General features: G+C 71.4%; 17 protein-coding genes. 10 read left to right on the plus strand and 7 right to left on the minus strand.

Annotated elements, in window-relative coordinates; all coding sequences use genetic code 11:
- From ACWCRJ_RS16755 to glgB, 3 genes are all read left to right on the plus strand, one after another.
- Positions 1-356: alpha-glucosidase C-terminal domain-containing protein (locus ACWCRJ_RS16755; protein WP_450939976.1), on the plus strand; the 356-nt coding region annotated here is incomplete at its 5' end.
- A gap of 93 nt (positions 357-449) precedes the next feature.
- On the plus strand, positions 450-1901 hold the full coding sequence (locus ACWCRJ_RS16760; RefSeq protein ID WP_450939977.1) for a maltokinase N-terminal cap-like domain-containing protein: 1452 nt from the start codon (positions 450-452) through the stop codon (positions 1899-1901).
- A 38-nt stretch (positions 1902-1939) separates the two neighbouring features.
- Complete coding sequence (gene glgB, locus ACWCRJ_RS16765; RefSeq protein ID WP_450939978.1) at positions 1940-5248, plus strand: 1,4-alpha-glucan branching enzyme; 3309 nt, start codon at positions 1940-1942, stop codon at positions 5246-5248.
- A gap of 168 nt (positions 5249-5416) precedes the next feature.
- On the opposite strand, the gene ACWCRJ_RS16770 is transcribed toward glgB, so the two are convergent.
- The 5 genes from ACWCRJ_RS16770 to ACWCRJ_RS16790 form a co-directional block, all read right to left on the minus strand.
- Positions 5417-6886: a cytochrome gene (locus tag ACWCRJ_RS16770; RefSeq protein ID WP_450939979.1), complete on the minus strand. Its 1470-nt coding sequence runs from the start codon at positions 6884-6886 to the stop codon at positions 5417-5419.
- A gap of 145 nt (positions 6887-7031) precedes the next feature.
- Positions 7032-9275, minus strand: coding sequence for a HelD family protein (locus tag ACWCRJ_RS16775; protein WP_450940144.1), 2244 nt, complete (start codon positions 9273-9275; stop codon positions 7032-7034).
- A gap of 184 nt (positions 9276-9459) precedes the next feature.
- On the minus strand, positions 9460-9774 hold the full coding sequence (locus tag ACWCRJ_RS16780; RefSeq protein WP_046919038.1) for a thioredoxin family protein: 315 nt from the start codon (positions 9772-9774) through the stop codon (positions 9460-9462).
- 14 nt (positions 9775-9788) lie between these two features.
- Positions 9789-10217 carry a MerR family transcriptional regulator gene (locus ACWCRJ_RS16785; RefSeq protein ID WP_046919036.1) on the minus strand — a complete coding sequence of 143 codons (429 nt, stop codon included), beginning with the start codon at positions 10215-10217 and terminating at the stop codon, positions 9789-9791.
- A gap of 214 nt (positions 10218-10431) precedes the next feature.
- On the minus strand, positions 10432-11808 hold the full coding sequence (locus tag ACWCRJ_RS16790; RefSeq protein ID WP_450939980.1) for a cation:dicarboxylate symporter family transporter: 1377 nt from the start codon (positions 11806-11808) through the stop codon (positions 10432-10434).
- A gap of 488 nt (positions 11809-12296) precedes the next feature.
- Between ACWCRJ_RS16790 and ACWCRJ_RS16795 the strand changes: the two genes are divergently transcribed.
- The 5 genes from ACWCRJ_RS16795 (at position 12297) to ACWCRJ_RS16815 (ending at position 17985) form a co-directional block, all read left to right on the plus strand.
- Positions 12297-14006, plus strand: coding sequence for an ATP-binding protein (locus ACWCRJ_RS16795; protein ID WP_450939981.1), 1710 nt, complete (start codon positions 12297-12299; stop codon positions 14004-14006).
- Positions 14003-14686, plus strand: a complete 684-nt coding sequence (locus tag ACWCRJ_RS16800; RefSeq protein ID WP_037695526.1) for a response regulator — start codon at positions 14003-14005, stop codon at positions 14684-14686. The genes ACWCRJ_RS16795 and ACWCRJ_RS16800 overlap by 4 nt, the downstream gene beginning before the upstream one ends.
- Positions 14687-14811: 125 nt before the next feature.
- Entirely contained in the window at positions 14812-16224 is a 1413-nt protein-coding gene (locus ACWCRJ_RS16805; protein WP_450939982.1) for an extracellular solute-binding protein, read from the plus strand.
- Between the two features lie 10 nt (positions 16225-16234).
- A complete protein-coding gene (locus ACWCRJ_RS16810) occupies positions 16235-17128 on the plus strand; it encodes a carbohydrate ABC transporter permease (protein ID WP_450939983.1) in 894 nt (297 codons plus the stop codon).
- Positions 17129-17133: 5 nt separating this feature from the next.
- Complete coding sequence (locus ACWCRJ_RS16815; protein WP_450939984.1) at positions 17134-17985, plus strand: carbohydrate ABC transporter permease; 852 nt, start codon at positions 17134-17136, stop codon at positions 17983-17985.
- Positions 17986-18027: 42 nt separating this feature from the next.
- On the opposite strand, the gene ACWCRJ_RS16820 is transcribed toward ACWCRJ_RS16815, so the two are convergent.
- Entirely contained in the window at positions 18028-18477 is a 450-nt protein-coding gene (locus ACWCRJ_RS16820; RefSeq protein WP_450939985.1) for a PPOX class F420-dependent oxidoreductase, read from the minus strand.
- Positions 18478-18621: 144 nt separating this feature from the next.
- On the opposite strand from ACWCRJ_RS16820, the gene ACWCRJ_RS16825 reads away from it, so the two are divergent.
- Positions 18622-19395, plus strand: a complete 774-nt coding sequence (locus ACWCRJ_RS16825) for a helix-turn-helix domain-containing protein (protein WP_450939986.1) — start codon at positions 18622-18624, stop codon at positions 19393-19395.
- A gap of 34 nt (positions 19396-19429) precedes the next feature.
- Here ACWCRJ_RS16825 and ACWCRJ_RS16830 read toward each other — a convergent pair whose 3' ends face one another.
- Complete coding sequence (locus tag ACWCRJ_RS16830) at positions 19430-20455, minus strand: ATP-dependent 6-phosphofructokinase (protein WP_450939987.1); 1026 nt, start codon at positions 20453-20455, stop codon at positions 19430-19432.
- Between the two features lie 267 nt (positions 20456-20722).
- On the opposite strand from ACWCRJ_RS16830, the gene pta reads away from it, so the two are divergent.
- Positions 20723-22861, plus strand: coding sequence for a phosphate acetyltransferase (gene pta, locus ACWCRJ_RS16835; RefSeq protein WP_450939988.1), 2139 nt, complete (start codon positions 20723-20725; stop codon positions 22859-22861).
- Positions 22862-22880 lie beyond the last annotated feature (19 nt).

The raw sequence follows: 22880 nt of genomic DNA on the forward strand, positions 1-22880 counted from the left end.
TGTCATCACCCTCGTCGCTGCTGCACTGGACCCGCCGGATGATCGAGATCCGCAAGCAGAACCCGGCGTTCGGCCTCGGCAGCTACACCGAGCTGCAGTCGTCGAACCCGGCCGTCCTCGCCTTCCTCAGGGAGGCGCCCTCGACCGAGGGGGACGGGGACGACCTGGTGCTGTGCGTGAACAACTTCTCGCGTTTCGCGCAGCCCACCGAACTCGATCTGCGCGCCTACGAAGGGCGCCACCCCGTCGAACTCATCGGCGGAGTGCGCTTCCCGGCCATCGGTGAACTCCCCTATCTCCTCACCCTCGCGGGCCACGGCTTCTACTGGTTCCGCCTGCGGAAGGACGCCGTGTAAGCCCGACCCGAACCCCGGGCGGGCCGGTTTCTCCCGGCCCGCCCGGGGCACGCAGACAGGAACACCCCGCCCCCGGGGAAAGGACGCGAGGCCATGTCGGAAGCCGCCACGCACCCCACCGCGCCAAGTCCTGCTCCACCGCCCGCCACGGAGCCCGCCCCCGGGCTGCTCCTCTCCCTGGAGCCGCTGCTGCGGGAGTGGCTGCCACGGCAGCGCTGGTTCGCGGGGAAGGGCCGGCCGGTCGCCGGGTTCAGCCTGATGTCGGCCACCGAACTGCTGCCCGCCGGCACCGCCAAGGCCGGGCTGCTCCACCTGCTCGTCCGCGCCCACCAGCCGCTCGTGCCGTCCCAGGGGGCCCCGGCCCACCCCGGCGACTGCTACCAACTGCTGCTCGGCGTACGCGAGACGCTCCCGCCGCGGCTGGCGCCCGCGCTGATCGGGCACGTGGCCGAGGGGCCCCTGGCCGGACGCACGGTGTACGAGGCCCTGCACGACCCCCGCCTGGCCGATGTCCTCCTGGAGGCGATGCGGACCGAGGCGCACGTCGGGGAGCTGCGCTGCGGGCGGGACACCCGGCACGACATCCCCGAGGGCCTGGTGCCCCGCCTGATCACCTCGGAGCAGTCCAACTCCTCGCTCGTCTACGGCGATACGTTCATTCTGAAGCTGTTCCGCCGGGTCGTGCCCGGCGACAACCCCGACCTGGAACTGCCGAGGGAGCTGTCCCTGGAGGGCTGCCCCCGGGTACCCGCGCCGGTGGCCTGGATGGTGGCGGAGCTGGACCGGGGCGCCGGCGCCGACGGCCACCACGTCCTGGGCGTCCTCCAGCCGTTCCTGCACGGCGCGGCCGACGGCTGGGAACTGGCGCTGAGCATGCTGGCGAAGGGTGAGGACTTCACCGCCGAGGCGCGGGCGCTGGGCCGGGCGACCGCCGAGGTGCACACCGCGCTGGCGCGGGCCCTGCCGACGGTCACCCTGGGCCGACAGCAGCTGGAGTCGCTGGTCGACGGGATGACCGGCCGCCTGGAGTCCGCAGCGCAGGCCGTACCCGCGCTGCGGCCGTACGCCCCCGGTCTGCACACGGCCTTCGAGGCGCTCGCCGACCTGGCCGCCGAGGGGCGCACCTGGACCGCCCAGCGCATACACGGCGACCTCCATCTCGGGCAGTGCCTCCGCGCGCCCTCCGGGGAGTGGTCGCTCATAGATTTCGAGGGCGAGCCGTCGAAGCCGCTGGCCGAGCGGCGGATGCCGCAGCCCGTCGCCCGTGACGTCGCCGGCATGCTCCGCTCCTTCGACTACGCCGCGCACTCCCTCCAGCCCCCGGCCGCCGACTGGGCGACCGCCTGCCGGGCCGCGTACTGCTCCGGCTACGCGGACGTCGCCGGGGCCGACCCCCGTACGGATCCCGTGCTGCTGCGCGCCTACGAGACCGACAAGGCCGTGTACGAGGTCCTCTACGAGGCCCGCCATCGCCCCGACTGGCTACCGGTCCCCCTGGCCGCCGTGCACCGGCTCGCCACGGACCCCAACGCCGACACCCCCTGACACCACCCCAGCCCAGCCCTGCCGAGGAGGCAGTACCTGTGACACCCCGCCCGCCGTCCGACGACAGCACCCAGCCCACCGGCCCCGCCGACGAGGGGCCCGCCCCGGTGAAGAAGACGGCCGTGAAGAAGACGACCGCGAAGAAGGCCGTGGCGAAGAAGGCGACCGCGAAGAAGACGGCGACGAAAAAGGCGGCGACGAAGAAAGCGACGACCGCGTCTGCCGGCAGCGCTACGACCGCCGCTGCCGAGGAGACACCGCAGCCGGTGCGGACGGCCGGCGGGACGCGGAAGCCCAGGAAGACGGCGGGCGTCAAGGCCGCCGAGGTCAAGGCGGCGGCCGAGAAGGCCGGCGAGGGGGCACCGGCGGCGAAGGAGCCGATCGAGGGCGAGCCGGCCGCAGGGACGTCGGCGCCGATCAAGGCTGCCGAGCGCGAGGGCGTGGCCGAGAAGGCTCCGGCGAAGAAGGCCACCACGACGAAATCCACGGCGAAGAAGGCCGAGGCCGTGGCAAAGAAGGCTGTGGCGAAGAAGGCGGTGGCGAAGAAGGCGGTCACGAACAAGACCGCGGCGAAGAAGGCCGTCACGGACACGGCCGTGGCGAAGAGGACCGTGGGGAAGAAAGCCGTCACCGCGAAGCCCGCCACCACCGCCACCCGGACCGCTGTCGCGAAAGCCACCGCCGCGAAGACCGCCGTGGCGAAACCCGCCGCGTCGACGAAGGCCGCCACGAAAGCCACAGGCTCGAAGAAGACGGCCGCCAAGAAGGCGGGAGTCAAGAAGGCAGCCGTCAAGAAGGCAGCCGCCGAGGGGGCAGCCGTCGAGGCGTCCACGTCCGGGGAGGCTGTCACGACCGAGGCCGCCGCCAGGCGCACCGCCGCGAAGAGGGCCGTGCGGACGCCGCGGCAGTCGGAGAGGGCGCAGACCCCGGTGCTGGTCCCCGCCCTCCCGCCGGGCGCCGGGGCGGCCCCTCCCCCACCGGTGCCGGCCGACGCACCGGCCCCGGAGGCCGTGCTGCCCCAGCAGGCCTCCGCCGAGCCGGTGGTCCCCGAGCAGAGCGCCGCCGAGCCGTCGGCCCCGCAGCCGTCGGTCCCCCGGCAGGACACCCCCGAGCCGCCCGGTGTTCCCCAGGACGACCCCGCCGTCGCCCACCCCGTCGTCTCCCCCGCGATGGACGGCGCCGATCGCGAGCGGCTGCTGGCCGGGACCCATCACGCGCCGCACTCCGTGCTGGGGGCCCACCCCGTGCCCGGGAGTGTGGTGATCCGGGCGTTCAGGCCCTACGCGCTGGGCGTGAGTGTGGTGGTGGACTCGCTGCGGGCGGAGCTGCACGACGACGGGGGCGGCTTCTTCTCCGCGCTGCTGCCGTTGCGGGAGGTGCCGGGGGCGTACCGGCTGCTGGTGTCGTACGAGGGCACCGTGCAGGAGACGGAGGACGCGTACCGTTTCCTGCCCGCGATCGGTGAGCTGGACCAGCATCTGATCAACGAGGGCCGGCACGAGGAGCTGTGGAAGGCACTCGGCGCCGAGCCGATGACCCACCAGGGCGTGACCGGCACCCGCTTCACCGTGTGGGCGCCGAACGCGCTCGGCGTGCGCCTGGCCGGGACCTTCAACTTCTGGGACGCCACGGGGTACCCGATGCGTTCGCTGGGCTCCTCGGGCGTGTGGGAGCTGTTCGTGCCCGGGATCGGCGAGGGCGAGCTGTACAAGTTCGAGATCACCCGGCCGGACGGGTCGAAGACGCTCCGGGCCGACCCGATGGCCCGCCGCACGGAGGTCCCGCCGAACACGTCGTCCGTCATCCACGCCTCGCGGTACGAGTGGAGCGACGAGGAGTGGCTGGCCCGGCGGACCAAGGCCCCCGCGCACGAGGCGCCGTTCTCGGTCTACGAGGTCCATCTGCCGTCCTGGCGACCGGGCCTGACGTACCGGCAGCTGGCGGAACAGCTCCCGGCGTACGTCTCCGACCTCGGCTTCACCCATGTCGAGCTGCTGCCGATCGCCGAGCATCCCTTCGGCGGCTCCTGGGGCTACCAGGTCACCGGCTTCTACGCCCCGACCGCCCGCCTCGGCACCCCCGACGACTTCAAGTACCTGGTCGACGCCCTGCACCGGGCCGGGATCGGGGTGCTGATGGACTGGGTGCCGGCCCACTTCCCGCGGGACGACTGGGCGTTGGCCGAGTTCGACGGGCGTCCGCTGTACGAGCACGCGGACCCCTTGCGGGCGGCGCACCCCGACTGGGGGACGCTGGAGTTCGACTACGGCCGCCGCGAGGTGCGCAACTTCCTGGTGGCGAACGCCGTGTACTGGTGCGAGGAGTACCACATCGACGGGCTGCGGGTGGATGCCGTGGCGTCGATGCTGTACCTCGACTACTCCCGCGAGCCGGGCCAGTGGACGCCGAACGAGCACGGCGGCCGGGAGAACCTGGACGCGGTCGCCTTCCTCCAGGAGATGAACGCGACGGTGTACCGGCGGGTGCCGGGCGTCGTGACGATCGCGGAGGAGTCCACGGCCTGGGACGGCGTCACCCGCGCCACCCACCACACCGGCCCCGGCGGCTTCGGCGGTCTCGGCTTCGGCCTGAAGTGGAACATGGGCTGGATGCACGACTCGCTGGACTACATGGCCAAGGACCCCGTCCACCGCAAGCACCACCATCACGAGATGACCTTCTCGATGGTGTACGCGTACAGCGAGAACTACGTTCTGCCGATCTCCCACGACGAGGTCGTGCACGGCAAGGGCTCACTGGTGTCGAAGATGCCGGGCGACTGGTGGCAGCGGCGGGCGAACCACCGGGCCTACCTGGGCTTCATGTGGGCCCACCCCGGCAAGCAACTCCTCTTCATGGGCCAGGAGTTCGCCCAGGGCGCGGAGTGGTCGGAGGCGCACGGGCCCGACTGGTGGCTGCTCGATCCCGCGTACGGCGCCGAGGCCGACCACCGGGGGGTGCGTGACCTGGTCCGTGACCTCAACACCACCTACCGCGACACCCCGGCCCTCTGGCAGCAGGACACCCGGCCCGCCGGGTTCTCCTGGATCACGGGTGACTCCGCGGACGACAACGTCCTGGCGTTCCTGCGGTTCGCCGAGGACGGTACTCCCCTGCTGGCCGTGTCCAACTTCAGCCCGGTCGTCCGGCAGGAGTACCGGCTGGGTGTCCCCGAGGACGTCCCGGCCTGGCGCGAGGTGCTCAACACGGACGCGGAGGCCTACGGGGGGACCGGTGCCACGACCTCCGCGCCGGTGAAACCCGACGCCCACCCCTGGCACGCCCGCCCGGCCAGCATCCGCGTCACGCTGCCGCCCCTGTCCACGGTCTGGCTCCGCCCGGCCTGAGTTTGTCCGCAGGCCCGATGGGGCTTGTCGCGCAGTTCCCCGCGCCCCTGAAAACCAGGGGCTGCGCCCCATGCTTTTCAGGCCCGAGGGGCCTGAGCTTCCAGGGGCGCGGGGCACTGCGCGACCGGCCCCCACCGAAGCGGCAGCCGAAGGCCCCCCGATCGCCGGTCAGCCGCCCCTCCGCCCCCCGAACATCATCCGCCGCAACGCCCCCAGCAACCCACTCCCGACCCGCTCCCCCACCGGCTCCACCGACGGAGTCGCCCGCTCCACCGACGGGGTCCCCGGCGGCACCGCGGACGGCACACCCCCGCCCCCGTCCGGCTCCCGCCGCCCCACGGCCCCCCGAGCCGCGCTGTGCTCCGCGAGTTCGTACCGCACCGGCAGCAGCCGCAGGCCCCGCACCACCGGTCCCGACCGCCACGGCAGCTGGTCCGGCGGCAGAGTCAGCTCCGCCCGCGCGAAGTGATCGAAGATCCGCCCGACCGCGGTCGTCACGATCGTCCCCGCCAACTCCCGGGCGGCGCTGGGGCACTGGTGCGGCCCAGCCCCCCACGCCAGATGCGCCCGCGTACTGATCGTGGAGTCGACGATGTGGGAGGAGCCGACCGCGAGCAGGTCCCGGTGCGCGGCCGCCACCGACGGCGAGACGATGTCACCGGCCCGGATCAGGTAGTTCCCCAGCCGCACATCACGCGCCGCGAAGCGGAAGCAGAGATTGGCCGTCGGCGGATTCGCCAGCGCCGCCCTGTTCACGGTCTCCCCCAGCTGCCCGTCGGACAGGCTGCGGCGGACCGTGGCGTTGCCCCGCAGCACCTCCAGCAGCGTGTTGCAGACCATGTTCCCGGTGATGTCGTTCAGATAGACCGCGTTCATGAACAGCTCCCGGCCCAGCTGTTCGTCGCTCAGCGAGGGGTCGGACAGCAGCATGTAGGAGGTCAGGTCCTCCCCGGGACGCGAGCGCCGATGAGCCGCCAGCCGGATCATCGCGCCCAGCGACCGTTCGGTGGCCGGTCCCGCGTCCGGCCCGCCGTCCAGCATCCGCCACAGGTCCATGACCATCTCGTCGCCGAGTTCGACGGGGCACCCGAACAGCTTGGTCGTCACCATGAGGAGCAGCGGCCGGGTGTACTGCGCCGCGAGATCGGCGAACCCGGTGGTCCCGGACTCGGCCGCGAGCACGGCGATCAGCTCGTCGGCGTAGCGTGCGACGGCCGCCCGCAGTTCCCAGCCCTCGGGCGAGTGGCCGTCCTGGAAGGGGCGCAGCGCCGAGTGGTGGCTCAGCCGGGCGCGCCGGTGTTCCTCGTCGTCGAAGAACATGGTCTGCCGGACCTCGTACCCGGCGAGGAGCGGCCAGTCCTTCGGCAGCCGCCCCTCCGCCCGCGCCCGCCAGTGCCGCACGTCGCGCCGCCAGACGGTGTCGTTGCGCAGGACCTCCAGCACCTCGCGGTAGTCGAGAACCAGCCACGCCGGGACGCCCAGCAGCCCCACCGGTGCCACGGGACCGTATGTGCTCCGCAGTCGCTCGTAGACGCCGCCCGGGTCCGCGTCGAACTCCGAGGTCAGCAACGGCTCCACGCGCAGCGATTCCAGGCCGGGGCCACCGGCGGGAGCGGCCGCGAACGGATGTGTTTCCATGACCGACACGCATACCGCATGAACCGTGCACAAGCAGTGACGATGACGAGAACTGTTACGGGTTGGTGATCCCCGATGCACCTGTGGTGACGGTGACGGGAACACCGTCTGCCCGCTAGCAGGCAGACGGCTCCCGCCGTCGGCTTCACGCCGCCGTCAGTTCCTCCCCGAGCGCCCGGGGCAGGTCCTCCGCGTGGACGACGCCGAGCGCCTGGGTCGCCCGGGTCAGCGCGACGTACAGATCGCTGGTGCCGAGGCGCCCCGGCTCGACGACGAGGACGGAGTCGAACTCCAGGCCCTTGGCCTGCCGGGGGTCGAGGAGGACGACGGTCCTGGTCAGGTCGGGTTCCGCACCCGCCGTCACCCCGTCCAGCCGGGCCGCGAGCGCCCGGTGCAGTTCGCGCGGCGCGATGACGGCGAGCCGCCCCTCGGCCGGGGTCAGTTCGGCCGCCGCCCTGGCAACCTCTGCGGGCAGCTCCTTCGCCGCCGCGCGCCGCGCCCACGGCCGTACGCCCGTGGACCGTACGGAGCTGGGCGGCTCGAAGTCCGGCCGCTCGGCGCGGACGACCGCGGCCGCGACGGCCATGATCTCGGCGGGGGTGCGGTAGTTGACGCCGAGCCGGGTGTGCTCCCAGCGGTCCTGGACGTACGGGGCGAGGATGTCGGCCCAGGAGCCGACGCCCGCGGCCTCCGCGGTCTGGGCCGGGTCGCCGACGAGGGTCATCGAGCGGGTCGGGGAGCGCCGCATCAGCAGCCGCCAGGCCATCGGCGACAACTCCTGCGCCTCGTCGACGATGATGTGCCCGAACGCCCACGTCCGGTCGGCGGCCGCCCGCTCGGCCGCGCTGCGGTGGTCGTCCTCCTCGTGCCGCTCGGCGAACCGCTCGGCGTCGATGATGTCGTGCGCGGACAGCACCTCCGAGCCGTCGGGGTCGCTGTCCTCCTTGTCCTCGAACTCGTACGTCCGGGAGGCGTACGACACCTCCAGCACGCCCTGCGCGTACGCGATCTGTGTCTCCCGCTCGCGCTCGGCCCGTGCCCGCGCCAACCGGTCGTCCTCGCCGAGCAGTTCGGCGGCCTCGTCGAGCAGGGGCACGTCGGCGACGGTCCATGCCCGGGTGACCGGACGGCGTACGGCGTCGGCCTCCCCCGGGGAGAGATACGCGTCCGGCTCGGCGAGGAAGTCGGCGATCAGGCGGCGCGGGGTGATCCGGGGCCACAGCCGGCCGATGGCGGCCCAGACCTCGGGGTTCTCGGCCAGCTCGTCGCGGATCTGGGTGATGTCACTGGCGTCCAGGAGGTTGGAGCCGTCGTACGGGTCGGTGCCGATGCGTTCGGCGACCATCTCCGTGAGGGTGTTGAGGATGTGGCCCTCGAAGTACTCACGGGCCGCGTTGTGCGGGAGTTTCGCCTCGCGGGTGCGCTCGCGGGCGACCCGGACGAGGTCGTCGTCGAGCATGAGGATCTCCCGGTCGTGCTCGATGGCGATCACCGGGTCGGGCAGTGTCTGCCGGTCCCGTACGACGGCCGCGAGCACCTCGGCCATGGCGGCGCCGCCCTTCACGCGGGCCGCCGCCGGGGTGTCGGCCGCGGTCGCCCGTACGCCGGGGAACAGCTCGCCGACGGTGGACAGCAGGACGCCCGTCTCGCCCAGCGAGGGGAGCACCTCGCCGATGTAGCCGAGGAAGGCGGGGTTGGGGCCGACGACGAGGACGGCGCGCTTGGCGAGGAGTTCGCGCTGCTCGTAGAGGAGGAAGGCGGCCCGGTGCAGGGCGACGGCGGTCTTGCCCGTGCCGGGGCCGCCCTCGACGACCATCACGCCCTGGTGCGGGGCGCGGATGATGCGGTCCTGCTCGGCCTGGATGGTCTGCACGATGTCGCCCATGCGGCCGGTGCGGGCGGAGTCGAGGGCGGCGAGCAGGACGGCGTCGCCGGTGGGGTCCTCGTAGCCGGTGCGGGTGGCGTCGCCGAGGTCGAGGATCTCGTCGTGCAGGGCGGTCACCCGGCGGCCCTCGGTGGTGAGGTGGCGACGGCGGCGCAGACCCATCGGGGTGTGGCCGGTGGCGAGGTAGAAGGGGCGGGCGACGTCGGCGCGCCAGTCGATGAGGATCGGGGTGCGCTCGGTGTCGTCCTCCCGCAGCCCGATGCGGCCGATGTGGTGGACGCCCCCGTCGGCGAGGTCGAGCCGGCCGAAGCAGAGCGAACCGTCGACGGCGTTCAGCGCGGCCAGCAGCCCCGAGCGCTCGGCGACGAGGATGTCCCGCTCCAGGCGGGCCTGCATGGGTGTGTTGCCCTGGGCGAGCGCGTCCGTGACCGAGCCCTCGGTCTCACCGCGCAGGGCGTCCACGCGGGCATACACCCCGTCGATGAATTCCTGCTCCCGCCGCAATTCATCGTGCGAATAGCCGGTGTTTGACACTTCCACTCCCGCCCCGATATACTGTGCTCACTGAACTTCTTTGCGGCTCCATCTGATTGAAGTCGCGAACCATTAAATATACGCAAGAAAATCCCCCGAGCGCAATTGCTCGGGGGATTTTCCGTTCAGGCCGTCGGATCGCCGGATCGGAACTTCAGAGCACGTCGGCGATTTCCTCCAGCAGCCGCCGCTTCGGCCGCGCGCCGACCATGGACTTCAGTGGCTCACCGCCCTTGAACACCATGAACGTCGGCATCGACATCACCCGGTAGGCGTTGGTGGTCTCCGGACTGGTGTCCACGTCCAGCTGCACCACCTTCAGCCGCCCGCCCTCCTCGGCGGCGAGGGCGCTGAGCACCGGCCCCATCTGCCGGCAGGGCGGACACCAGTCGGCCGTGAACTCCACCAGCACCGGCAGCTCCGCCCCGATCACCTCCGCCTCGAAGTCCGCGTCCGTCACCTCTGCCACACCGGCCGCCCTGATCACAGCTGTCCGCCTCCCAGTTCACACTCCGGCTCCGGGCCCCCCGGAACCTCCGCCTCGGCCGCCAGCCGCTCCCGCGCCCGCTCGGCCCGCGCCAGCTGCTCGCCGACCGACGCCCGCACGGCCGCCAACTCACCGATCAGCGCGTCGAGTTCGTCCAGCTTCCGCCGGTACACCGCCAGCGACGCCGGGCACGAGTCACCCTCCGGATGCCCCGCCCGCAGACACTCCACGAACGGCCGCGTCTCCTCCAGGTCGAACCCGAAGTCCTGCAGCGTCCGGATCTGCCGCAGCAGCCTCAGATCCGCCTCGTCGTACGTCCGGTACCCGTTCCCGGCCCGCCGCGCGGGCAACAGCCCCCGCGCCTCGTAGTACCGCAGGGCCCGTGTCGTCGTCCCGGCGCGTTCCGCCAGCTCCCCGATGCGCATACGAGGACGGTATTCCTTGACGCCGACGTCAGGGAAAGCCCGCGCACCCACGACGGCAAAAAGCCGAGCGGCCAGGTCTATAGGGGGAGGACCTGGCCGCTCGGTGTTCTGGGAAGCTCTTCAGTTGTGTGTCCTGGAACCGTACGGCCGGGTCTACGGGGGGAGGACCCGGCCGTACGGGGTTCTCGGGGGCCGTGGGCCCCTCCGGGGCGCGTCACGCCTTGGCGAGTTCCTTCTCGCCGTCGGGTTCGGCCGCGGGCGCCGCGGCACCGTGCCCGTCGTCCAGCAGCGTCTTCTCGTCGAAGGGCAGCTGACCGGCGAGGACCTGGTCCACGCGCTCCCTGTCGATCTCCTTGGTCCAGGTACCGATGAGGACCGTGGCGACCGCGTTGCCCGCGAAGTTGGTGAGGGCGCGGGCCTCGCTCATGAAGCGGTCGATGCCGACGATGAGGCCGATACCGTCCACCAGGGCCGGCTTGTGGGACTGCAGACCACCCGCGAGGGTGGCCAGACCCGCGCCGGTGACACCGGCCGCGCCCTTGGAGGCCACCAGCAGGAAGAGCAGCAGCGGGATCTGCTCCCCGACCGACATCGGCGTACCCATGGCGTCGGCGATGAACAGGGACGCCATGGTCATGTAGATCATGGTGCCGTCGAGGTTGAAGGAGTAGCCGGTCGGGACGGTGATGCCGACGACGGGCTTGCTGACACCCAGGTGCTCCATCTTCGCGATGAGGCGCGGCAGCGCCGACTCGGAGGAGGAGGTGGACAGGATGAGCAGGAACTCACGGCCCAGGTACTTGAAGAGCGTGAGGATGTTCATGCCGGCGACGGCCTTCAGCAGCGCGCCGAGCACGATGAAGACGAAGAGGAAGCAGGTGACGTAGAAGCCGAGCATCAGCACGGCGAGGCTCTTGAGGGCGTCGATGCCCGCGGAACCGGTCACGGCCGCGATGGCGCCGAAGGCACCGATCGGGGCGGCCCACATCACCATCGCGAGGATGCGGAAGACAAGGCGCTGGATGTGCTCGACACCGCGCAGGATCGGCTGACCGGAGTCGCCCATGGCCTGGAGCGCGAAGCCCGCGAACAGGGCGACGAGCAGCGTCTGGAGGACCTCGCCGCCGGTGAAGGCGGAGACGATCGTCGTCGGGATGATGCCGAGCAGGAACTCGGTGGTGTCCTTGGCCTCGGCCGACACCTGCGCCTGGCCGGTCTCCTTGATCGCGTCGGTGACCGCGAGGCCGGTGCCCGGCTCGACGATGTTGCCGACGACCAGGCCGATGCCGAGGGCGACCAGCGACATCACCGTGAAGTAGGCGAGGGCGATACCGCCGACGGCGCCGACCTTCGCGGCCTTCCGTACGGAGCCGATGCCCAGCACGATCGTGCAGAAGATGATCGGCGAGATCATCATCTTGATCAGGTTCACGAAACCGGTGCCGATGGGCTTCAGCTCGACGGCGAAGTCCGGGGCGATGAGGCCCACGGCGATGCCGAGGGCCACAGCCACGATCACGGCGATGTACAGGTAGTGGGTGCGGTCCCGCTTGGCGGGAGCGGTAGGTGCCGTATGGGTGCTGCTGGCCACGGCTGCCCTCCTCGTCGACGACGTCGTCGGCTCGCTGTTCCGGCGTGCGGCTCACGACCGGGGGAATTCGGGAGACGGTCTCCCAGGGTGGGAACCGGCGGGTTCCCGGGTGGGAGACCGGCTCCCGGGGTCGGGAGCCGGCGGGCTCCCGGAGCCGGCAGCTGGGGGACTTCCGGCGGCGGTGGGAGCGGGGCTCCCGTGGGGTGTGGGAGCCGGGCTCCCGGCGGTGGAAGCCGGCGGGCTTCCGGCCGAAGGCTGGGGGCTTCCGGCGGTGGGAGCTGGGGGCTCCCGGTGGTGGGAGAGGTGCCTCCCTGGGGTGGGAGACGGGCTCCCGGCGGCTCGGGGTCGAGGTCCCTGTGCGGGAGTCGTACTCCCTGTCGGTGTCCGTGTGCTGGACGACCCGATGCGCTGACTATCCCCCGCCCTGTGAGGGCGGTCACCCTTCCGTTCATTTAGTTCACGCCAACCCGTGCGTGCAGACTGTTGCCATGCGCGTCCCGCACCGCCTCCGCCCCCGCAGCCTGGCCGGCCAGCTCTTCGCCGTGCAGGCGGTGCTCATCGCCGCCCTCCTGGCCGGATACGCGCTGTTCACCTACGTCAGCGACCGCTCGCAGGCGGAGGAGGCGGGAACCCGCCAGGCCCTCGCCGTCGCGGCCACCGTCGCCGACGCCCCCTCGGTCCGGGCGGCGATCCACACCGCCGATCCCACCGGGCGCCTCCAGCCGTACGCCACCGAGGTGCAGCGGCACGCCGGCGTCGACTTCGTGACGATCATGACCCCCGACGGCATCCGCTGGACGCACCCCGACCCCGACCGGATCGGTGAGCACTTCCTCGGCCACATAGAGAAGGCGCGGCAGGGCGGTTCGATCACCGAGACCTATACGGGCACCCTCGGCCCGTCGGTCCGCGCGGTCACCCCGATCATGGAGAACGGCAAGGTCATCGGCCTGGTCAGTGCCGGTATCCGGGTCCAGGCGATCAGCGACCGGGTCCAGGAACAGCTCACGGCCCTCGTGGGCGTCGCCTTCGGTGCGCTGGCCCTCGGCGGCATGGGCACCTACGTCGTCAACGCCCGCCTGCGCCGCCACACGCACAACATGAACGCCGCCGAGCTGAGCCAGATGCACGACTACCACCAGGCCGCCCTGCACGCCGTGCGCGAGGGCCTGCTGATGCTCGACGGGCAGTACCGGGTGGCGCTCATCAACGACGGGGCCCGGGAGCTGCTGGGGGTGACGCAGGACGTGGTCGGCCGCTCGGTGGCGGACCTGAACCTGCCGGCCCCGCTGACGGGCGCCCTGCTGTCCTCCGAGCCCCGGGTGGACGAGGTCCTCCTCACCGCCGAACGGGTGCTCGTGGTGAACACCTCCCTGGTGTCGGGAGGCCAGCGCCGGGGCACGGTGGTCACGCTGCGGGACGTGACGGAACTGCAGTCCCTCACGGGCGAGCTGAACTCCGAGCGCGGTTTCACCGAGGCGCTGCGCTCGCAGGCGCACGAGGCCGCGAACCGTCTCCACACGGTCGTGTCGCTCATCGAACTGGGCCGCTCGGACGAGGCGATCGACTTCGCGACGGCGGAACTGGAACTGGCGCAGGCCCTCACGGACAAGGTCGTCGCGGCGGTGAGCGAACCGGTGCTGGCCGCCCTGCTGCTGGGCAAGGCCGCCCAGGCGAACGAGCGGGGCGTCGAGCTGGTGGTGTCCGAGGACAGCCGTATCGACGACGGCCTGCTGCCTCAGTCGCTGCCCTCGCGTGACCTGGTGACGGTCCTGGGCAACCTGATCGACAACGCGGTGGACGCGGCGCAGGGTTCGGTGGGGGCGAGGGTGACGGTGACGGCGTACACGGACGAGACGGACCCGGCGGACGGACCGGTGGACGACCCCGTGCTGGTGCTGCGGGTGTCGGACACCGGCAGCGGCATCAACCCGGCCCACGCGGAGGCCGTGTTCGAGCGCGGCTTCTCGACGAAGCCCGCGGGCCCCGGCGGCCGGGGGCTGGGTCTGGCCCTCGTACGGCAGACCGCGCGCCGCCACGGCGGAACGCTGACCGTGTCGGAGGCGCCCGGGGGCGGGGCCCGGTTCGAGGTGCGGCTGCCGCTGGGCGCGGGCGGCGACGACCGGACGGTCCCGGCCGTGCGGGACAAGGCTGTCCAGGCCCCTCGGGCCACTGTGGCTGGAGGCGACGACGTATGACCGGTGCCGATCCCATCAGAGTCCTGGTCGTCGAGGACGACCCCGTGGCCGCCGACGCGCACATGATGTACGTCGGCCGTGTCCCCGGCTTCACGGCGGTCGGCAAGGCGCACACGGGCGCGGAGGCGCGGCGCGCGCTGGACCGTATGCCGGTGGACCTGCTGCTGCTGGACCTGCATCTCCCGGACGTGCACGGTCTGCAGCTGGCCCGCTCCCTGCGCGCGGCCGGCCATCACGCGGACGTGATAGCGGTGACGTCGGCCCGGGACCTGACGGTGGTGCGCGAGGGCGTGTCGCTGGGCGTGGTCCAGTACGTCCTGAAACCCTTCACGTTCGCGACCCTGCGCGACCGTCTGGTCCGCTACGCCGAGTTCCACGCGGCGGCCGGCGAGGCGAGCGGCCAGGACGAGGTGGACCGCGCCCTGGCGACCCTGCGGGCCCCGGGCCCGGCGGCCCTGCCGAAGGGGCTGAGCGCGCCGACCCTGGAGCGGGTGACGGTGACCCTGCGCGACGCGGGCGAGGGCCTGACGGCGGCCGGCGTCGCGGAGGCGGTCGGCATCTCCCGGATCACGGCCCGCCGGTACCTGGAGCACCTGGTGGACGCGGGGCGGGCGGCGCGGAGTCCGCAGTACGGCCAGGTGGGGCGGCCCGAACTGCAGTACCGGTGGGTGAAGGGGTAGGGCCCTTCCGGCGGATCTCCGCGGTCGTCCGGGGATCGGTGCAGACGCATTGACCTGACTAGACCATTCCTCGTACCGTCACCGGGCACCACCCAAGGCCACAACGACGTAGCCAGCAGGAGGTCGTGCCCGTGCGCCCCACCGCACCCCGCCCCCACCGATCCCCCCTCCGTCTCCTCCTCACCGCGGCTCTGGCGATCACCGCTCCCGGCGTCCTCACGGCCTGCGGCGGCGGTTCCGGCGGTGACCCGGACACCGTGGAGGTCTCCTACAAGCAGTCCACGGACAACCAGGTCCGGGTGATGGACACCTTCCTCGCCGACGTCAAGAAGCAGTTCGAGAAGGCGAATCCGGGCAAGAAGGTGAAGCTCGTCCCGATCAAGGCCCCGGACTCGGAGTACTACACCAAGGTCCAGCAGATGCTGCGGTCGCCGAAGACGGCACCGGACCTGGTCTACGAGGACACCTTCCTCATCAACTCGGACATCACGAGCGGTTATCTGCGGCCCCTGGACGACTATCTGGCCGACTGGAAGGACTGGGACCAGTTCATCGACACGGCCAAGGCGGCGGCGAAGGCCGAGGACGGGAAGACGTACGGCATCCCGGACGGCACGGACACCCGCGGGCTGTGGTTCGACAAGGCGGTCTTCGAGAAGGCGGGCCTGCCGGCGGACTGGCGGCCGAAGACCTGGGCCGACGTCCTGAACGCGGCCCGCACGATCAAGCGGAAGGTCCCCGACGTCATCCCCCTGAACGTCTACACGGGGAAACCGGCGGGCGAGGCGGCGACCATGCAGGGCTTCGAGATGCTCCTCTACGGCACGGAGGGCGCCACCGCCGCCGGGGCGGGCGACCCGCTGTACGACGAGAGGTCGAAGAAGTGGAAGGCCGGCACCCAGGGTTTCGAGGACGCCCTCGGCTTCGTGGAGACGGTCTACAAGGAGAAGCTCGGCCCGGAGGTCTCCGACGCCCTCGACCCCAACATCGCGACCCGGGTGCGCGGTGAACTCCTTCCCGAGGGCAGGCTCGGCATCAACCTCGACGGCTCCTGGCTCCCCCAGGACTGGCTGCCCGGCAGCGGCCACGCATGGCCCCAGTGGTCGGAGAAGCTCGGCCTCGCCCCCATGCCCACCCAGCACGGCCAGTCCCCCGGCAAGGTGAGCATGTCCGGCGGCTGGACCTGGGCGATCCCCGACAAGGCGGGGAACCCCGATCTCGCCTTCGAGTTCATCAAGACCATGCAGTCGAAGGCCAACGCCCGGAAGTGGTACATCGCCAACTCGGGGATCGCGGTCCGCAAGGACGTCGCCGAGGACCCGGCGTACGCCAAGGCCCAGCCCGGCATCGAGTTCTTCACGGACCTGGTGTCGAGCACGCACTACCGCCCGGCGTACCCGGCCTATCCCAAGGTCTCCACGGCCATCCAGGAAGCGATGGAATCCGTGACGACGGGCGACGCGTCCGTGTCCGAGGCGGCCGAGAACTACGCCGAGGAACTGCGGGCGGCCACGGACGACCAGGTGATCGAGGAATGAGCCCCCGCGCATGAAGGGGCCGGCCGCGAAGGGACCGCCCCGCCCCGCGTTCCGGGCGTTCACCCGGGCCCTCCCCCTCACCCCCGCCACCGTCCTCCTGCTCCTCTTCCTCGCCGGCCCCATCGGCTACTGCGCCTACATCGCCTTCACCGACCTCCAGCTCACCGGCCAGGCCGAGGACTCCTTCGTCGGCTTCGAGAACTTCCGTACGGCGTTCGGGGACGAGGCCTTCCTCAACGCGGTCCGGCTCACCCTGGTCTTCACGGTGGTCTCGGCCCTGGTCGGCCAGAACACCCTCGGCCTGGCCCTGGCCGCCCTGATGCGGCGCGCCTCGAAACCCGTGCGCACGCTGGTCGGTGGCATCGTCGTCACGGCCTGGGTCCTGCCGGAGGTCGTCGCCGGCTTCCTCCTCTACGCGTTCTTCCGCCGTGAGGGGACGCTGAACGCGCTCCTGGACTGGCTCGGTCTCCCGTCCCAGAACTGGCTCTACACGCTTCCGATCCTGGCCGTGTCGTTCGCGAACGTCTGGCGGGGCACGGCGTTCTCGATGCTGGTGTACTCGGCGGCCCTGAACGAGATCCCGAAGGAGATCACGGAGGCGGCGGAGGTCGACGGCGCGAGCGGCATGCGCCGCATGTGGCACATCACGCTCCCGATGATCCGCCGCTCCATCGGCACCAACCTGATGCTCATCACCCTGCAGACGCTGTCCGTGTTCGGCCTGATCTGGGTGATGACGCGAGGCGGCCCCGGTGGCCGGAGCCAGACCCTGCCCCTGTTCATGTACGAGGAGGCGTTCCAGAAGAGCATGATCGGCTACGGCACCGCGGTGGCGCTGTTGCTGCTGGTGGTGGGCTCGCTGTTCTCGGTGCTCTATCTGCGCCTGCTGCGGACGGAGGTGTGAGTCCCGTGGCCCCGAAGACCCGGGCCCCCGTCTCCCGCCGCGCGGTCCGCCACCGTCTGGCCGCCGACGCCGGCCTCCTCGTCGTCGCCGCGGCCTTCGTGCTCCCGCTGGCCTGGGTGGTCCTGTCGTCCGTGGATCCGCGTGCGGACCTGAGGGTGAAGGTCCCCGACGGCGTGACCCTCGACAACTTCGACGCCGTCCTGACCTCCGACATCACCTTCACGCCGCTGCTCAACAGCCTGCTCCTGTGCGGCGGAGGGACGGCGCTGACCGTGGTGTGCGCGGCTCTGGCGGCCTACCCGCTCTCCCGCTTCCGCTCCCGTCTGAACCGCCCCTTCCTGCTGACGATCCTCTTCGCGACGAGCCTCCCGATCACCGCGATCATGGTTCCGGTGTACGCGCTGTTCGTCCAGGTGAACCTGATCGACACCATGCAGGGCACGATCTTCTTCTTCGCCGCCTCCCAACTGCCGTTCGCGATCTGGCTGATGAAGAACTTCATGGACGGGGTGCCGAAGGAACTGGAGGAGGCGGCGTGGACGGACGGCGCGTCGTCGTTCCAGTCACTGCTGCGGGTGGTGCTTCCCCTGATGGGACCGGGCGTCGCCGTGGTGACCGTCTTCTCGTTCGTGATGATGTGGGGGAACTTCTTCGTCCCGTTCATGCTGCTGCTCACCCCGGAACAGATGCCGGCGGCCGTCAGCGTCAACGAGTTCTTCGGGAACCGGGGGACGGTGGTCTACGGCCAGTTGGCGGCGTTCTCGGTGATCTACTCGACGCCGGTGATCCTGCTGTACGTGGCGGTGGCCCGGCGGCTGGGCGGCGGGTTCGCGCTGGGCGGGGCGGTCAAGGGGTGAGGCCGGCCGGCTTCCGCGGCCGGCCTCAGGTCCCCTCCCCCCTCACTCCTGCGGCAGCACCCCCGCGCGGAACGGCTCCACGCCCACGACCCGCCGCACCCGCAGCGGTTCGATCAGGATCATCAGCCGCCGCTCCCCGGGCAGCAGCCACGGATACCGCTCCTGCCCGATGTACTTGCGGGTGAGCCGGTCCATGGCGTGCAGCGCCTCGTCACCCTCCACGAACCGCACCGCCCGCCCCCGGATCTCGGCCCGGTCGTAGGGGTCGTCGGGGTCGTGATGGGACAGGGACACCAGCGGGTTGCGGCGCAGGTTCTCCTCCTTCACCCGCCCCACGGAGGTGTTGACCATGACGTGTTCGGTGTCGCCGACGGCCTCGATGTCCACCCACATGGGTGATACCTGAGGCGCCCCGTCCGGCCCGACCGTCGCCAAGTGCCAGAAGTTCGGCGCCAGTAGGCGCTCGCGTATGTGTCCGTCCAGCTTCGTCATGCGGTCATTCCTACCCGGGCATCCGCGCCGAGGCCCCCGGAACCCGGGAGTCACAGCTTTCTCACCGGGCATGGAGTCCCACCATCCGTGATTGTGGCCGAACAGCCCGTAGTCACCGGCGCCGCGCGGTCCTACGGTGTGCGCGTGCACCGACGTTCAGCCCACGAACCCGAACGGCAGCTCCACCAGCCGCCCCCGGAATCCCGGACAGCCGACACTCCCACTCCGCCCTTCAACGCCCCCGCGGCCCGGCGACTGCGTATCGCCCTCGGCATGGGGCCCGAGCACGTCGCGTACGGCATGCGCTCCTCGTACGGGCTCCCCCATGTCACCCCGGACCTGGTCGCCGCCTGGGAGCGCGCCGGCATCGCGCCCACCGGCCCCGAACTCAGCGCGCTCGCCGGTGTGTTGTGGTGCTCGACCAGCGAACTCATCGGCGCGCCCCGGACCGTGCGCGAGCACCGCACGGCCCGGGGGATCGCCGCCGAGGACGTCGCCCGCGCGGTCGGGCTCGAACTCTCCGCGTATCTGGGGATGGAGGAGAGCGAGGACTGGAGCGGCACCGACCGCCAGTGCGCCGCCCTCGGCGTCGCACTCGACCTCACGATCCCCGAACTCGTCGTCGCCACCGGACGCGAGGCACGGCTCAGGGAACTTCTGCACAGCGCGGTGACCACCCGCTGGCAGGCGCAAGTGCGGCCCGCCCTCAAGCTGCTGGCCCTCGACAGACACCTCGACCGGCGTCTGCTGGAGGACGTCCTGCGGGAGATGCACACCGACTACCAGAACCTGATGACCGCCACCCTCACCTGGGCCAACGGCACCGCCGCCACCGACTCGGGCGACGCGGGCCGTGACTACCTGGACCACGTCGTCGGCCACTTCTGGGCACTCGTGCGCAGAACGGCGGCCCCCTGAAGGGGCCGGGACGCCCTCCTCACCGGCAACCGGTCTAGAACACCGACTCCGCCTCGTCCATCCGGTCCTTCGGCACCGTCTTCAGCTCGGTCACGGCCTCCGCCAGCGGCACCATCACCACGTCGGTGCCGCGCAGCGCGGTCATCCGGCCGAAGTCGGCCCGGTGCGCGGCCTCGACCGCGTGCCAGCCGAAGCGCGTGGCGAGCACCCTGTCGTACGCGGTCGGGGTGCCGCCCCGCTGGATGTGACCGAGAATGACCGGCTTGGCCTCCTTGCCGAGGCGTCGCTCCAGCTCGTACGCCAGGGCCGCGCCGATGCCCTGGAAGCGCTCGTGGCCGAACTGGTCGATCTCGCCGTGGCCGTAGTCCATCGAGCCCTCGGCCGGGTGGGCGCCCTCGGCGACACAGATGACCGCGAACTTCTTGCCGCGGGCGAACCGCTCCTCGACCATCTTCACCAGGCTGGCCGGGTCGAACGCGCGCTCGGGCAGACAGATGCCGTGCGCGCCCGCCGCCATGCCCGACTCCAGCGCGATCCACCCCGCGTGGCGGCCCATCACCTCGACCACCATCACCCGCTGATGGGACTCGGCGGTCGTCTTCAGGCGGTCCATCGCCTCGGTGGCGACCCCGACGGCCGTGTCGAAGCCGAAGGTGCGGTCCGTCGAGGAGATGTCGTTGTCGATGGTCTTCGGGACGCCGACCACCGGCAGGCCCGCGTCCGACAGCATCCGCGCCGCCGTCAGCGTGCCCTCGCCGCCGATCGGGATCAGTACGTCGATACCGAACTGGTGCGCCATGTCCTGGGCGTTCTCGCAGGCCTCACGGAGGCGGTCGCGCTGGAGGCGCGAGGAGCCGAGGATGGTGCCGCCGCGGGCCAGGATGCCGCTGACGGAATCCAGGTCGAGGGTGCGGTAGCGGCCGTCGAGGAGGCCGGCGTAGCCGTCCTCGAATCCGATGACCTCGTCGCCGTACTGGGCGACCGCTCGGTGCACGACCGACCGGATCACTGCGTTCAGGCCCGGACAGTCGCCGCCTGCGGTGAGAACTCCGATACGCATCGTGCTGTGTCTCCTGATCGTCCTGATCGGTCCTGCTCGGTGCTGGTACTTATGAGCCAGTCCGATTGTTTCACGGCTCCCAGGGGGTCGCCGCGCCCGTCCGCCCCCACCCGGCACCACGACGGGCTGATGGGCGCCTTATCCATGGCCAGGGGTATTGTCAAGAGGGTTTCTGTCCGCCGCGACGGTGATTTTCACCCCTGTCGGCCGAACCCCCACCAACCGCACCACACGTCCTACACGTCCCACATGAAACGGAGAGCACACGTGACGCGCAGCGTGTACGTGACCGGGATCGACCGCGGCGACGGCCGCCAGGTCGTCGAGCTGGGGGTCATGGAGCTCCTGACCCGCCAGGTCGACCGGGTGGGGGTGTTCCGGCCGCTGCTGCACCACGGACCGGACCGGCTCTTCGATCTGCTGCGCGCACGGTACCGGCTCACCCAGGACCCGGCGACCGTGTACGGCATGGACTACCACGAGGCGTCCACCCTCCAGGCCGAGCACGGCACGGGCGAGCTGGTGTCGACGCTCGTCGACCGGTTCCACGCCGTCGCGCGCGACTTCGACGTCGTCCTCGTCCTCGGTACGGACTTCGCCGACACCCAGTTCCCGGACGAGCTCTCCCTCAACGCCCGGCTCGCCAACGAGTTCGGCGCGTCCGTCATCCCGGTCGTCGGCGGCCGCAAGCAGCCCGCCGATTCCGTGGCCGCCGAGACGCACAACGCGTTCCGCGCCTACGAGAGCCTCGGCTGCGACGTGCTCGCCATGGTCGTCAACCGGGTCCCGCCCGCCGACCGCACCGAGATAGCCGAGCGGCTCGGCGACTCCCGGCTGCCCCTGCCCGTGCCCTGTTACGTCCTGCCCGACGAGCCGGCGCTCGCCGCGCCCACCGTCGCCCAGATCACCCACGCCCTGGGCGGCAAGGTCCTCCTCGGCGACGACGCGGGCCTCGCCCGCGACGCGCTGAACTTCGTCTTCGGCGGGGCCATGCTGCCGAACTTCCTCAACGCCCTGACCCCGGGCTGCATGGTCGTCACCCCCGGCGACCGCGCGGACCTCGTCGTCGGCGCCCTCGCCGCCCACAGCGCCGGCACCCCGCCCATCGCCGGTGTGCTGCTCACCCTGAACGAGCGGCCCAGCGAGGAGGTGCTGACCCTCGCGTCCCGGCTCGCGCCCGGCACGCCGGTGGTCGCCGTCGAGACGGGTTCCTTCCTCACCGCTTCCGAACTGTTCTCCATGGAGGGCAAGTTGAGCGCGGTGACACCGCGCAAGGCGGAGACCGCGCTCGGCCTGTTCGAGCGGTACGTCGACACCGCCGAGCTGCGGGGCCGGGTCTCCGCGCCGAGCAGCGACCGGGTCACGCCGATGATGTTCGAGCACACCCTCCTCGAACAGGCCCGCTCCGACAAGCGCCGCGTCGTGCTGCCCGAGGGCACCGAGGAACGCGTCCTGCACGCCGCCGAGGTGCTGCTGCGGCGCGGGGTCTGCGACCTCACGCTGCTCGGCCCGGTCGAACAGATCCGCAAGAAGGCCGCCGACCTGGGCATCGACCTGGGCGACAGCCAGTTGGTGGACCCGGCGACCTCCACGTGGCGGGACATGTTCGCCGAGAAGTACGCCCGGTTCCGCGCCCACAAGAACATCAGCGTCGAGCTGGCGTACGACGTGGTGTCCGATGTGAACTACTTCGGCACGCTCATGGTCCAGGAGGGGCTCGCCGACGGGATGGTGTCGGGGTCGGTGCACTCCACCGCCGCCACCATCCGCCCCGCCTTCGAGATCATCAAGACCAGGCCGGACGCGGACATCGTCTCGTCCGTCTTCTTCATGTGCCTCGCCGACAAGGTGCTCGTCTACGGGGACTGCGCGGTCAACCCGGACCCGAACGCCGAGCAGCTCGCCGACATCGCCGTCCAGTCGGCCGCCACCGCACGGCAGTTCGGGGTCGAACCGCGGATCGCGATGCTGTCGTACTCCACGGGGACGTCCGGCTCGGGCGCCGACGTCGACAAGGTGCGCCAGGCCACCGAACTGGTGCGCGCGCGGCGGCCCGACCTGCTGATCGAGGGCCCGATCCAGTACGACGCCGCCGTCGAGCCGAGCGTCGCGGCGACGAAGCTGCCGGACTCCGAGGTCGCGGGCCAGGCGACGGTGCTGATCTTCCCGGACCTCAACACCGGCAACAACACCTACAAGGCCGTGCAGCGGTCGGCGGGCGCGCTCGCGGTCGGGCCGGTGCTCCAGGGGCTGCGCAAGCCGGTCAACGACCTCTCCCGGGGCGCGCTCGTCCAGGACATCGTCACCACGGTCGCCATCACGGCGATCCAGGCGCAGACCACCGCCGCCCTCGGCACCCCCGGCACCCCCGGCACCCCCGGCACCCCCGGCACCCCCGGCAAGTGAACCCCGTCAGGAAGCAGAC

The organism is Streptomyces sp. NPDC002324 (assembly GCF_053593335.1).